The following is a 12,894-nucleotide window of genomic DNA, read 5'->3' on the forward strand; positions in this document are numbered from 1 at the left end:
ATGATCCCGACTCGGGAACGCGAACGGTTTGTGTTACGTCAAACGCGTAAGCGGAGGGTTACGGTTTCCGTGCAATAGGACAATCGGCGGGTGCCAGCCCTCCGCCGCATCGCCCACCTCGACATGGACGCCTTTTTCGCGTCCGTGGAGCTGTTGCGGTATCCGCAACTCAAGGGCCTGCCGGTGGTGATCGGCGGCGGCCGGCGCAGCGCGGATGATGCGTTGCTGCAACGCTTTGCCGACCGGCCGCTGTCGAAAATCCCGGTGGAAGCCTTTCCTCTGCTGCGCGACTACGTCGGCCGCGGCGTGATCACCACGGCGACCTACCCGGCCCGCCAGTTCGGCGTCGGCTCCGCGATGGGCATGATGAAGGCCGCCCGCCTGTGCCCCCAGGCCCTCGTGCTGCCGGCGGATTTCGACGAAATTCGGCGCTTTTCGCGCACGTTCAAGGCCGTGATCCAGGAGATCGCGCCGGTGATGGAGGACCGCGGGGTCGACGAGGTGTTCATCGATTTCACCGACGTGCCCGGCGGCCAGCGCGAAGGCGGCCGGGTGCTGGCCCGCCTGATCCAGAAATCCATCTTCGAGGCGACCGGCCTCACCTGCTCGATCGGCGTCGCGCCCAACAAGCTGGTGGCCAAGATGGCCAGCGAGTTCAACAAGCCGAACGGCATCTCCATCGTGTTCGAGGCGGACCTGCAGACGAAGATCTGGCCGCTGCCGGTGCGCAAGATCAACGGCATCGGGCCCAAGTCCGGGGAGAAGCTCGCCGGCCTGCACATCCACACCATCGGCGACCTGGCGGCGCAGCCGCGCGAATGGCTGGTCGATCACTTCGGCCAGGCCTACGGCGCCTGGATGCACGAGGCCGCCTGGGGCCGCGACGACCGCCCCGTGGTCACCGAGAGCGAACCGGTTTCCATGAGCCGGGAGACGACCTTCGAGCGCGACCTGCACGCGGTGCGCGACCGCGCCGAGCTCGGCGCGATCTTCACCGACCTGTGCGAGCGCGTGTCCGAGGACCTGCGGCGCAAGGGCTACGTCGGCAGGACGATCGGCATCAAGCTGCGCTACGACGACTTCCGCACCGCCACCCGCGACCACACCCTGGACCACTACACCGCCGACGCGGCCCTGATCCGCCGCACGGCGGGCCTGTGCCTCAAGCGCGTGGACCTGCGCCAGCGGCTGCGGTTGCTGGGCGTGCGGGTGGGCAAGCTGGTGCGCGCCGACTCGCTTGCCACGGCCGCCGCCGCCGCCGGGTCGGACGAGAGCCCTCATCGTGTGGCAGAAACCACTCCGGACCTGTTCGAGGATGCACGACGCGCACCGGATATCGGATGACAGCCCGAAAAGCCAACCGGTGGATTGACCGAGCTGACGCGGAACTTACACTGAGCTTCGAGCCCTCGCACTGGCGGAGGCGAGCGGAGGAGCATCGAATGGACCTGGACGCCCTGCAGCGCATCAAGAAGTGGCACGTTGCCCACCAGACCGACCACCCGGTCGAATACCACACCTGGGATGTGATGCTGACCCTCTGGCTGGTCGGATGGGTCGGCTGGATCCCGGCCTTCACCTTCGGCGCCCTCTGGACGGCGCCGCTGCTGGCGGTGGCGATGTCCGCGCCGACCATGTACGTGACCTGGCGCGCCCGTGCCCACCGGGCGCGCCGGCTGCGCTGCGACTGGATCGGCGTGCGCTGAGGCGGCGCCTACTGCCGCGCCGTGCGGATGTTGGCCGGCAGCGGCATCGGATGGCTGGTGCGCAGGGGGTTGATGTCCAGGCCGCCCCGGCGCGTATAGCGTGCGTACACCGCCAGCTGTGAAGGTTTGCAGCAGCGCCACAGGTCCATGAAGATCCGCTCCACGCACTGCTCGTGGAACTCGTTGTGGTTGCGAAAGCTCACCAGGTAGCGCAGCAGCCCCTCCTGGTCGATCTGCGCCCCCGCATACCGGATCTGAATGCTCCCCCAGTCCGGCTGCCCCGTCACCAGGCAATTGCTTTTCAGCAGGTTGCTGGTCAGCACCTCCTCCACCGGCGGCTCGCCCGCCACCGTCCTGAGCCACTGCGGCGCCGGCGTGTAGTCGGTGCATTCGATGTCCAGCCGGTCGAGGTTCAGGCCGTCCAGCTCGTGCACCGGTTCCTGGTCGAACAGTTCGGGCAGCAGCAGCTTGACGCCGATGGTCGACGGCGCCGGGGCCCCGCGCCATACGGCTTCGCTCAAGTCCGTGCGCAGGCGCTGGCGAACCTCTTCGTGCGTGGCGAACTTCGTGCCGCTGAAGCTGCCCAGGTAGAGCTTGAGCGACTTGCTCTCGACGATGTTGGGCGTCTCGCAGGGCACCGTGAAATGGGCGATGGCGACCTGGGGCTTGCCGCGCGGGTTCAGCCAGCTCAGCTCGAACGCCGTCCACAGGTCCGCGCCGAAGAAGGGCGGCGGTCCGGCCAGGCCCAGCTCCTCGCGCTTGGGCGCGCGGGAGATCGGGAACAGCAGGCTGGCGTCGTACTGGTCGGCGTAGCGGACGGGCTTGCCGAGTTGCGATTCTTCCGGGGAATCCATCATGGTGAGACTAGCCGCAGATGGGCGGTGAGGGGCGGCAGCAGGCGCTCGACCACCCCTGGCGGAAGGTCATGGCCCATGCCGGGGATGGTCACCAGCCGCGCACCGGGGATGCGGCGCGCGGTGTCCTCCCCGCAGGCCACCGGCACCAGGGGATCGGAGGCGCCGTGCAGCACCAGCGTGGGCACGCGGATCCCGCGCAAGGCGTCGGCCCGCGTCGTATCGGCCGCGATCGCGGCCAGCTGGCGCGCCGAGCCCGCCGGGTGGTAGCCGCCCCGGCGGACCGAGGCCAGGATGCGCTCGCGCAGCACCGGCTCGGGCTCCGGGTAGCCCGGGCTGCCGATCGCCTGGAACAGCCGCACGTAGTGCGCCAGCACCGCGGGCTCGCCGTGGTCGCGCGGCCGGCCCAGCATCACCTGCAGCACGCGCGGATGCGGCCCCGGCAGGCGACGCGCGCCGCTGGAACTCATGAGGCTGGTGAGCGTGCGCACGCGCTCGGGCGCCGCCAGCGCCATGCGCTGCGCGATCATGCCGCCCATGCTGGCGCCCACCACGTGCGCGCTGGCGATGCCGAGCGCGTCCAGCACGCCGAAGGCGTCCGCGGCCAGGTCCGCCAGCGTGTAGGGCGCGCGCACGGCCAGGCCCATGCGCAGCTTGACGCTTTCCCACAGCAGGTTCGGCACGCCGAGGTGGTCGAGCCAGGTCGACAGGCCGATGTCGCGGTTGTCGAAGCGGATCACGCGGTGGCCGGCCGCCACCAGCGCGTCGACCAGCGACTGCGGCCAGGCCGTGAGCTGCATGCCCAGGCCCATGACCAGCAGCACAGTCTCGCGCCCGCTGTCCGCTCCGCTGTCCTCCACCTCCAGGGACAGGCCGTTGGCGCGGACCTTCATCGCTGCGGGGTCTCAGTCAAAGCGGCGCTCGCGCAGCCACTTGGTCGCGATCCATTTCATGCCTTCCAGCACCGGGGCGCCCCCGTGCAGCGTGCGGGTCGACGGATGCGGTCGCTCGTAGCTGAAGAAGACGGCGTTGCCGCGCTTGGGGGCGACCTCCAGGTGCACGTCGGGAAACACCGTGCCGCCGCCCTTCGCGGGCTCGCCGAGGTACATCACGATCGTGGCGACCCGCTGGCCGCCGCGGCGCAGGATGGTCGGCGTGCCCGGCTCGGCCGGATCGAAGTAGTCGTAGTGCGGCTTGTATTCGGCGCCCGGCCCGTACTGCAGGATCTGCAGGCCCTCGCCGTTCTCCTCGGGCCACTTCACCAGTTTCGCGATGCGCTGCTCGATGCGCCGCACCAGCTCGCTCTCGCCGCGCTGGAAGAACATGCCGTTGCTGGTGCGGTCGGCGTTGACCTCCTCGCCGCCGGTCTTGGTGGCCACCGTGAGCGAGCGCGCCAGCCGCGGCTTCGCCAGGGCGATCAGTTCCTCGCATTCCGCGTCGGAAAGCAGGCCCCCGAACACGATGACCCGCGGGCTGACCATGGACTGCAGCACCGCCACCTGGCGGTCGCCCGCATCCAGGTACAGCGGCGACTCTTCCAGCGAAGGCTCCGGCACCGGCAGCGCCGGCGGCAGGCCCTGCGCGACCGCCTTGCTTTCCAGGTGGCCGCGCAGCGTGTCTTCCATGGCGTCGATGGCCACGTCCTCGTTCCAGCCGGAGGCGATCATCGCCTTGAGCACCGAATCGGCGCCGTGGCCCGCCTCGGCCTGCTCCACGATCCACTTGCGCAGCTCCGGCGTGACCTGCTGCTTGTTCCCCGTCGTGCTCATGATGTGGTCCTGCGGCGGAAGACCATCCGCTCGGGCTGCGATGCAGCCGGGTCGAAGCGCCAGCCCTCCAAGTCGAAAGCTTCCAGTTTGCGCGGAGTCTCCAGGCGCCGGGTGATCGCGTAGCGGGCCATCAGACCGCGCGCCTTCTTGGCGGAAAAGCTGATGATCTTCCAGGTCCCGCCCCTTGATTCCTCGAACACGCAGTCGATCACCCGCGCCTTGAGGGCCTTGCGGTCCACCGCCTTGAAATATTCCTGCGAGGCCAGGCTGATCACCACCGGCGTCTTGTCTGCCGCCAGCGTCTCGTTGAGGCACTCGGAGATCCGGCTGCCCCAGTACTGGTACAGGTTGGCGGCCGAGGCGACCTTCAGCGAGGTGCCCATCTCCAGCCGGTAAGGCTGCATCCAGTCCAGCGGCCGCAGCACGCCGTACAGGCCGCTCAGGATGCGCAGGTGCTGCTGCGCCCATTCGAGGTCGGCGCGGCCCATGCGGCGCGCCTGCAGGCCGTCGTAGACGTCGCCATCGAAGGCCAGCACCGCCTGGCGCGCATTGCGCCCGGTGAATTTCGGCGACCAGGCCTGGTAGCGCGCCACGTTCAGCGCCGCCAGCGGATCGCTGATCTCCATCAGGCTGGAAATCTGCTGGGGCGAGTAGCGCCGCAGCACCTCGATCAGTCGTGCGGCGTCGGCGGCGAAAGCCGGCAGGGTGTGCGGGACGTCGGGAATGGGCGACGCATAGTCCAGCGTCTTGGCGGGGGAAAGGAGGAACAGCATGTCAGGAGCGCCAGGCGCGGGCCGACAGCCACTGGGCGGTGGCCACCGCCAGCACCAGGACGACGTAGGTCGCCATCTTGCCGTCGCGGCCGAAATACCACACCCCGGCGGCCAGCGTGACCAGTCCTGCTGCGCAATTGATAGCGAGGCGGGCCCACCAGCCGGGGCCTTGGGCGGTACGCGGCAGGACCAGGGGGGCGGCCAGGGTGACCAGGAGCGCCACGGCCAGGGCCGGGGCGGCAAAGCTCAGCAGGTGGTCCAGAATGTCGAAAAAACCCAAGATGCTCTCAATTGATCCAGGACAACTGGAGGAATGGAAGGGGTAAGTGCTTGAATACTCATCGAATTTTATAATTCGGCGCATGGCAGTCTGGGCCCTCGGCATCAACCATACGACAGCCCCCGTGGATCTACGGGGGCGGTTTGCGTTCGCGCTCGACCAGATCGCACCCACGCTCAACTCGCTGCGCAGCGACATCGGCAACCGCCTGGGCCGCCAGCCCGAAGCCGCGATCCTCTCCACGTGCAACCGCACCGAGATCTACTGCGCGGGCACCAAGCACGAGATCGACAGCACGGTCGAATGGTTGGCGCAGTCCGGCCAGGTGCAAAGCGGCGTGCTGCGCGAGCACTCGTACATGCTGCAGGACGCCGGCGTGGCGCGCCATGCCTTCCGCGTCGCCAGCGGCCTCGATTCGATGGTGCTGGGCGAAGCGCAGATCCTCGGCCAGCTCAAGGACGCCGTGCGCGTCGCCGACGAAGCCGGCGCGCTCGGCACCACGCTGAACCAGCTGTTCCAGCGCTCGTTCGCCGTCGCCAAGGAAGTGCGCACCTCCACCGAGATCGGCGCGCACTCCATCAGCATGTCGGCCGCCGCCGTGCGACTGGCCGGCAACCTGTTCGAGGACCTGTCGCAGGTGAAGGTGCTGTTCGTCGGCGCCGGCGAGATGATCGAGCTGGCCGCGACGCACTTCGCCGCTCGCAGCCCGAAGGCCATCGCGATCGCCAACCGCACGCTCGAGCGCGGCGAGAAGCTCGCCAGCCGGTTCGGCGGCGAGGTGATGCGCCTGGCCGACCTGCCCGCGCGCCTGCACGAATTCGACGTGATCGTCAGTTCCACCGCCAGCCAGCTGCCGATCATCGGGCTGGGCGCCGTGGAGCGCGCGCTCAAGGCGCGCAAGCACCGCCCCATGTTCATGGTGGACCTGGCCGTGCCGCGCGACATCGAGCCCGAAGTCAAGGCGCTCGAAGACGTCTACCTGTACACCGTGGACGACCTCGCCCACGTGGTGCAGACCGGCCACGCCAACCGCCAGGCCGCCGTGGCCCAGGCCGAGGCCATCATCGATGCCGGCGTGCAGAGCTTCGTGCACTGGATGGACCAGCGCCACGTCGTGCCGCTGATCAAGCAGTTGAACAACCAGGCGGACGAGTGGCGTGCCCTGGAACTCGCGCGGGCCCGCAAGCAGCTGGCCAAGGGCGAGGACATCGATGCCGTGCTCGAGGCCCTCTCGCGCGGCCTCACGCAGAAGATGCTGCACGGCGCCATGGCCGAACTGCGCGCCGCCGACCCCGAGTCGCGCCAGCGCGCCAGCGCGGCGATCGAGCACTTCTTCCTGCGCAAAGAGCGCTAGCTTCCGCGGTCGAGCGTCGAGCGTTCGGCGTCGAGCGTCGAACGCCACGCTCTTTTGTCGTTTACGCTCAACGCTCGACGCCCAACGTACAACCTCCCCTTGAAGCCCTTCCTCCGCCAGCAACTCGAACGCTTCCCGGTCCGCCTGCAGGAGCTGGACTTCTACCTGTCCCAGCCCGAAGTGGTGAACGACATGGAGCGCTTTCGCGAGCTCACGCGCGAGCACGCGGAAGTGACGGTGGTGGCCGGCCAGTTCCAGCGCTACCTGCAGCGCGAGCGCGACTTCGCGCAGGCGCGCGAAATGATGGACGACCCCGAGTTCGCCGAGATGGCGCGCGAGGAGCTCGCCACGCTGGAGACGGAGCTGCCGGCGCTGGAAAGCGAACTGCAGGCCCTGCTGCTGCCGCGCGACCCCGACGACGCCCGCAACACCTTCCTCGAAATCCGCGCGGGCACCGGCGGCGACGAAGCCGCCCTGTTCGCGGGCGACCTGCTGCGCATGTACACCCGCTACGCCGAGCGCCAGGGCTGGCGCACCGAGCTCATGAGCGAGAGCGAGGGCGAAGCGGGCGGCTACAAGGAAGTCGTGGTGCGCGTGGTCGGCGAAGGCTGCTATGGCAAGCTCAAGTTCGAATCGGGCGGCCACCGCGTGCAGCGCGTGCCGGCCACCGAGAACCAGGGCCGCATCCACACCAGCGCCTGCACGGTCGCGGCCCTGCCCGAGCCCGACGAAGCCGCGGCGGTCCAGATCAATCCGGCCGACCTGCGCATCGACACCTTCCGCGCCTCGGGCGCGGGCGGCCAGCACGTGAACAAGACGGACTCCGCGGTGCGCATCACGCACCTGCCCACGGGCATCGTCGCCGAGTGCCAGGACGACCGCTCGCAGCACCGCAACAAGGCCAAGGCGCTGCAGGTGCTGGCCGCGCGGATCCAGGAGAAGGAGCGCTCCGAGCGCGCCGCCCGGGACGCCGCCCTGCGCAAGGGCCTGATCGGCAGCGGCGACCGCTCCGACCGCATCCGCACCTACAACTTCCCGCAGGGCCGCATGACGGACCACCGCATCAACCTCACGCTGTACCGGCTGGGCGCGATCATGGAAGGCGACCTCGACGAAGTGGTCCAGGCCCTGCTGCTGGCGCGCCGCGCCGAACAGCTCGAGGAGCTGGAAATCGGCATGGGCGCGGTTCGCGCATGAACCTGCGGGAGGCGCTCGCGCAGGCCGCGGCGCTCGGGCTCGCGCGGATCGACGCCCAGCTGCTGCTGCTGCACGTGCTGGGGCGCGCCGGCACCGAGCGCGGCTGGCTGGTCGCGCACGACGACGGCACGCTCCCACCGGCCGCCGAGGAGGCCTTCGCGGCGCTGTGCCGCCGCCGCGCGGCCGGCGAACCGCTGGCCTACCTCAGCGGCGAGAAGGAATTCTTCGGGCTGCCGCTGCGGGTGGATGCGCGCGTGCTGGTGCCGCGGCCGGACACCGAAACCCTGGTGGAGTGGGCGCTCGAAGTCCTGCGGCCGCTGCCCGCCCCGCGGGTGATCGACCTGGGCACCGGCAGCGGCGCCATCGCGCTGGCGATCCGGTCCGCGCGGCCGGACGCCGTGGTCGAAGCGGTGGACCGAAGCGCCGACGCGCTCGCGGTCGCCCGGGCCAACGCGCAGCGGCTGGAGCTGCCCGTGCACCTGCGGCAGGCCGACTGGCTCGCGGGCGCCGGCCGCTACGACCTGATCGTCAGCAACCCGCCCTACGTGCGCGAGCACGACGAGCACCTGGCCACCTTGCGCCACGAGCCGCGCTCGGCCCTGGTGGCGCAGGATGACGGCCTGGCCGACCTGCGCGCCATCGTCGCCGCCGCGCCAGCCCACCTCGCCCCCGGGGGCTGGCTGCTGCTGGAACACGGCTGGGACCAGGCCTGCGCCGTCGAGGCCCTGCTGCGCGATGCGGGTTTTTCCCGTTTGAGCAGCCGCAAGGACCTCGCCGGCATTACCCGCTGTTCGGGTGGACAAGTGCCCGAACTGGGATAATCGGGTTCAAAGCAACCGGCATCCAGGAGAGACACCCCATGAGCGACGCCCAGCAACGCATAGCCGAACTGGTCAAGAACAGCGACGTCCTGCTGTTCATGAAAGGCAGCGCGGCCTTCCCCATGTGCGGCTTCTCGGGCCGCGCCGTGCAGATCCTCAAGGCCTGCGGCGTCGACCCGGAGCAGTTGAAGACCGTGAACGTGCTGGAGGACGACGAGATCCGCCAGGGCATCAAGGAATACAGCAACTGGCCGACCATCCCGCAACTCTATGTACGCGGCGAATTCATCGGCGGCTCGGACATCATGATGGAGATGTACCAGAGCGGCGAACTGCAGCAGGTCCTGGGCTCCTCCCAGGCCTGAACCCGGGCAACGGGGGAATTTCCCCCGTCAGCACTCGACGAGACCGGCTGCCAATGGCGGCCGGTCCCGCTTCCACTGTCGACTGGCGCTGACACCGTCGTGCGCCTGCTGACCCTCCCGATTGCTGGCTGGCACGGCCTATGCTGGAATCCAGCAAAGTCGTTGAAGGAGTGGCCATGCAATCGCGCAGTCTGGTTCCGCAAACGTCCCCCGGCCTGAAGTTGCCGATCGCCAACCTGCGCAGCGTGTTCCGCCCGCACGACGTGGAGCGCAAGCTGGCCAAGCTCCCCGCGCGCGACCACGAGAACCTGCGCGCCACCTACGAGCGCATGCTCGAACGCGGCCCCGAGCGCTTCCAGGTCAAGCCCAGCGGCATTCCCGAAATGGCGGCGCTGTACGAGCAGCTCCCGAACTTCGCCGAGGCCCTCGACGACATCAAGCGCCATGTCGCCCTGTCGCAGGACGCCGTCGACGGCATCGAGATCACCCCCATGCTCCTGCTCGGCCCGCCCGGCATCGGCAAGACGCATTTCGCCAGGCAACTCGCGGATCTGCTGGGCACGGGCATGAGCCTGGTTCCCATGAGCTCGATGACGGCGGGCTGGCTGCTCTCGGGCGCCTCCTCGCAGTGGAAGGGCGCCAAGCCGGGCAAGGTGTTCGAGGCGCTGGTGGACGGCCAGTACGCGAACCCGGTGCTGGTGGTCGACGAGATCGACAAGGCCAGTGCCGATGCGCAATACGATCCGCTGGGCGCGCTCTACGGCCTGCTGGAACACGACACGGCGGGCGCCTTCATGGACGAATTCGCCGAGATCGCGATCGACGCCAGCCAGGTGATCTGGATCATGACGGCGAACGACGAGCGCTGCATCCCCGAGCCGATCCTGAACCGCATGAACGTGTTCGAGATCGATGCGCCCACCCACGAACAGGCGCGCACGATCGCCCGCAACCTGTACAAGTCCATCCGCGAAGACCACGGCTGGGGACGGCGCTTCGACGAGGAGCCAGGCGACGACGTGCTGGATTGCCTGGCGGAACTGGCGCCGCGCGAGATGCGCCGCGCGCTCATGACCGGCTTCGGCAACGCCCGCCTGTCCCACCGCGAGTGCATCGCGACCGACGACCTGCCGAAGTGCAACGCGGGAAAGACGAAGATGGGGTTCGTGCAGTAACTCCCGGAAGGCGGGCAGCCGAAGGCGGACAGCCGGAAGCGGACAGCCGGACGCAGAGGACGCGAAGGGTACGCAGAGGACGCAAAAGAAAAACCTTAAAGGAAGAACCTTTAAGATTTCTTTTTCTTTTTTTGCGTCCTCTGCGTACCCTTTGCGTCCTCTGCGTCCGGCAGTCCGCTTTCTTCTGCCTCTCTACGAAGCCACGGGTCCGCGCCCGGCGTCCGACCACTCCCAATGCTTCGTCGCGCGGAAGACTGCGTTCGGATACGCAGGGCGGCCGCGGCTGCCGTTGTAGCGGCCCAGGGCCAGGTACAGGTCGCCGGCTTCGCGATCGAGGTAGTGGCGCAGGATCACGCAGCCGAAGCGCAGGTTGGTCTGCATGTGGAACAGGCTCGAAGGATCGCCGTTGCCGATCAGGCCCGTCCAGAACGGCATCACCTGCATGTAGCCCCGCGCGCCGGCGGGGCTCACCGCGAACTTGCGGAACGCGCTTTCCACCTGGATCAGGCCCAGCACGAGGGACGGCTCGAGGCCCGCGCGGCGGCTTTCGTACCAGGCCGTCTGCAGGAATTCGCGGCGCTCGTCCCAGTCCGCCTTGCGCGCCCTGAGCTTGTGGCTCATGGCCCCGAGCCAGCGCAGGTACCTCAGGCGCCCTTCGGTGTCGGCGAAGATGGGCTCCGGCGGGCCACTGAAGGCCACGGCCGAAGTCAGTGCGGTACGCACCGAATCGGCCAGCGGCTCCTCCACCTGCGCACCGGCATGGGCGGCCCGGGGCAGCAGCGGCCACGCGAGCGCGGCAAGCGCCGGTTGCAGGAGCGTCCGGCGCGTCAGCATCACGCGGCCAGCCGCCCCTTCACGAAGCCGGCGATCTCGCCGGCGGGCACCTTGGTGGCGCCCGCGTCGCGGCGGTGCTGGTATTCGAGCTGGCCTTCCTTCAGGCCACGGTCGGAGATCACGATGCGGTGCGGCACGCCAATGAGCTCCCAGTCCGCGAACATCGCGCCCGGGCGCTCGCCGCGGTCGTCCAGCAGCACGTCGATGCCGGCGCCCGCGAGTTCGTCGTGCAGTTTCTCCGCGGCGGCCTTCACGTCGGCGCTGCGGTCCATGCCGATCGGGCACACCACCACCGTGAACGGCGCGATCGCGTCCGGCCAGATGATCCCGCGCTCGTCGTGGTTCTGCTCGATGGCCGCGGCCGGCAGGCGCGTGATGCCGATGCCGTAGCAGCCCATCTCGAACACCTTGGGCTTGCCGTCCTCGTCGAGGAAGGTGGCCTTCATCGGCTCGCTGTACTTGGTGCCCAGGTAGAAGATGTGGCCCACCTCGATGCCGCGCTCGATGGCCAGCTTGCCCTTGCCGTCCGGCGACGGGTCGCCTTCGACCACGTTGCGGATGTCGGCCACCAGCGCCGGCTCCGGCAGGTCGCGGCCCCAGTTCACGCCGGCGATGTGGAAGTCTTCCTCGTTGGCGCCGCAGATCCAGTCGGCCATCGCGAACACCTCGCGGTCCGCCACGATCTTCACCGGCTGCTTCAGGCCGATCGGCCCCAGGTAGCCCGGCCTGGTGCCGAAGTACTCGAGGATCTCCGCGCCGGTGGCGAAGCGGAAGCCCGCATCCAGCCCCGGCACCTTGTTCACCTTGATTTCGTTCATGTCGTGGTCGCCGCGCAGCAGCAGCAGCCACACCTGGGTGCTGACGGGCGTGCCCTTGCCATCGAGCTTGTCGGTGGCCAGCACGATCGACTTGACGGTGGTGTCCAGCGGCACCCCCAGCAGCGCCGCGACGTCCTCGCAGGTGGCCTTGCCGGGCGTGGGGACCTTGCGCATCTCCTGCTTCGGCGAGCCGCGCGGGCCCTGCGGCGCGAGCGCCTCGGCCTTCTCCATGTTGGCCGCGTACTCGCTCTGGGGGCAGTAGACGATCGCGTCTTCGCCGGTGGCGGCGATCACCTGGAACTCCTCCGACAGGTCGCCGCCGATGGCGCCGCTGTCGGCCGCGACGGCGCGATAGCGCAGGCCGAAGCGGTCGAAGATGCGGCGATAGGCCTGCGCCATGGTCTCGTAGCTTTTCTTCGCCGCCGCGGGGTCGCGGTCGAAGCTGTAGGCGTCCTTCATGATGAATTCGCGCCCGCGCATCAGGCCGAACCGCGGACGGCGTTCATCGCGGAACTTGGTCTGGACCTGGTACAGGTTCTTGGGCAACTGCTTGTAGCTGCGCAGTTCCTGGCGCGCGATGTCGGTGACGACCTCCTCCGACGTGGGCTGCACGATGAAGTCGCGCTCGTGGCGGTCCTTGATGCGCAGCAGCTCGGGGCCCATCTTCTCGAAGCGGCCGGTCTCCTGCCACAGTTCCGCCGGCTGGATCACGGGCATCGCGCATTCGACGGCACCGGCGCGGTTCATCTCCTCGCGCACGATGGCCTCCACCTTGCGGATGACGCGCAGCCCCATGGGCATGTAAGTGTAGATGCCGGCGCCCAGCTTCTTGATCATGCCGGCGCGCATCATCAGCTTGTGGCTGGTGACTTCGGCATCGGAGGGCGCTTCCTTCAGCGTGGAAATCAGGAACTGCGAGGCTCTCATCTAGTGACCGGGGAAAGTGGG

The 12,894-nt window shown here is 68.9% G+C and carries 14 protein-coding genes; 7 read left to right on the top strand and 7 right to left on the bottom strand.

The features are described 5' to 3' along the window. Nucleotides 1–123 precede the first annotated feature (123 nt). Nucleotides 124–1,344: a Y-family DNA polymerase gene (locus tag WG923_RS11850; protein ID WP_340351332.1), complete on the top strand. Its 1,221-nt coding sequence runs from the start codon at nt 124–126 to the stop codon at nt 1,342–1,344. A 98-nt stretch (nt 1,345–1,442) separates the two neighbouring features. Further along, on the top strand, nt 1,443–1,706 hold the full coding sequence (locus WG923_RS11855; protein WP_340351167.1) for a hypothetical protein: 264 nt from the start codon (nt 1,443–1,445) through the stop codon (nt 1,704–1,706). Between the two features lie 8 nt (nt 1,707–1,714). Here WG923_RS11855 and queF read toward each other — a convergent pair whose 3' ends face one another. From queF to WG923_RS11880, 5 genes are read right to left on the bottom strand one after another with little or no spacing between them, the layout of a single operon-like run. Then, complete coding sequence (queF, locus tag WG923_RS11860) at nt 1,715–2,560, bottom strand: NADPH-dependent 7-cyano-7-deazaguanine reductase QueF (RefSeq protein ID WP_340351333.1); 846 nt, start codon at nt 2,558–2,560, stop codon at nt 1,715–1,717. Beyond that, complete coding sequence (locus WG923_RS11865; RefSeq protein WP_340351168.1) at nt 2,560–3,453, bottom strand: alpha/beta fold hydrolase; 894 nt, start codon at nt 3,451–3,453, stop codon at nt 2,560–2,562. The genes queF and WG923_RS11865 overlap by 1 nt, the downstream gene beginning before the upstream one ends. A 12-nt stretch (nt 3,454–3,465) precedes the next feature. Next, nucleotides 3,466–4,329 carry a 2OG-Fe(II) oxygenase gene (locus WG923_RS11870; protein WP_340351169.1) on the bottom strand — a complete coding sequence of 288 codons (864 nt, stop codon included), beginning with the start codon at nt 4,327–4,329 and terminating at the stop codon, nt 3,466–3,468. After that, nucleotides 4,326–5,102 carry a peroxide stress protein YaaA gene (gene yaaA, locus WG923_RS11875; RefSeq protein ID WP_340351170.1) on the bottom strand — a complete coding sequence of 259 codons (777 nt, stop codon included), beginning with the start codon at nt 5,100–5,102 and terminating at the stop codon, nt 4,326–4,328. Before yaaA ends, WG923_RS11870 begins: the two co-directional genes overlap by 4 nt. 1 nt (nt 5,103) lies before the next feature. Beyond that, nucleotides 5,104–5,382, bottom strand: coding sequence for a hypothetical protein (locus WG923_RS11880; protein WP_340351171.1), 279 nt, complete (start codon nt 5,380–5,382; stop codon nt 5,104–5,106). 82 nt (nt 5,383–5,464) lie between these two features. Between WG923_RS11880 and hemA the strand changes: the two genes are divergently transcribed. The 5 genes from hemA to WG923_RS11905 all read left to right on the top strand — a co-directional run bounded on the left by hemA (nt 5,465) and on the right by WG923_RS11905 (nt 10,294). Continuing rightward, nucleotides 5,465–6,736 carry a glutamyl-tRNA reductase gene (gene hemA, locus WG923_RS11885; protein ID WP_340351172.1) on the top strand — a complete coding sequence of 424 codons (1,272 nt, stop codon included), beginning with the start codon at nt 5,465–5,467 and terminating at the stop codon, nt 6,734–6,736. 99 nt (nt 6,737–6,835) lie between these two features. Continuing rightward, nucleotides 6,836–7,933: a peptide chain release factor 1 gene (gene prfA, locus WG923_RS11890; protein WP_340351173.1), complete on the top strand. Its 1,098-nt coding sequence runs from the start codon at nt 6,836–6,838 to the stop codon at nt 7,931–7,933. Then, complete coding sequence (gene prmC / locus WG923_RS11895) at nt 7,930–8,754, top strand: peptide chain release factor N(5)-glutamine methyltransferase (protein WP_340351174.1); 825 nt, start codon at nt 7,930–7,932, stop codon at nt 8,752–8,754. The genes prfA and prmC overlap by 4 nt, the downstream gene beginning before the upstream one ends. 38 nt (nt 8,755–8,792) lie before the next feature. Beyond that, nucleotides 8,793–9,119 carry a Grx4 family monothiol glutaredoxin gene (gene grxD, locus WG923_RS11900; RefSeq protein WP_340351175.1) on the top strand — a complete coding sequence of 109 codons (327 nt, stop codon included), beginning with the start codon at nt 8,793–8,795 and terminating at the stop codon, nt 9,117–9,119. A gap of 176 nt (nt 9,120–9,295) precedes the next feature. Beyond that, nucleotides 9,296–10,294, top strand: a complete 999-nt coding sequence (locus WG923_RS11905; RefSeq protein ID WP_340351176.1) for an AAA family ATPase — start codon at nt 9,296–9,298, stop codon at nt 10,292–10,294. Nucleotides 10,295–10,486: 192 nt separating this feature from the next. Here the strand turns inward: WG923_RS11905 and WG923_RS11910 are convergent, their stop codons facing one another. Both WG923_RS11910 and WG923_RS11915 read right to left on the bottom strand, forming a co-directional pair. Then, nucleotides 10,487–11,128 carry a lytic transglycosylase domain-containing protein gene (locus WG923_RS11910; RefSeq protein ID WP_340351177.1) on the bottom strand — a complete coding sequence of 214 codons (642 nt, stop codon included), beginning with the start codon at nt 11,126–11,128 and terminating at the stop codon, nt 10,487–10,489. Beyond that, nucleotides 11,128–12,873: a proline--tRNA ligase gene (locus tag WG923_RS11915; RefSeq protein ID WP_340351178.1), complete on the bottom strand. Its 1,746-nt coding sequence runs from the start codon at nt 12,871–12,873 to the stop codon at nt 11,128–11,130. The genes WG923_RS11910 and WG923_RS11915 overlap by 1 nt, the downstream gene beginning before the upstream one ends. Nucleotides 12,874–12,894 lie beyond the last annotated feature (21 nt).

The sequence above is a fragment of the Ramlibacter sp. AN1133 genome (genome assembly GCF_037890035.1).
In the GTDB taxonomy this organism is placed as follows: Bacteria; Pseudomonadota; Gammaproteobacteria; order Burkholderiales; family Burkholderiaceae_C; genus Ramlibacter.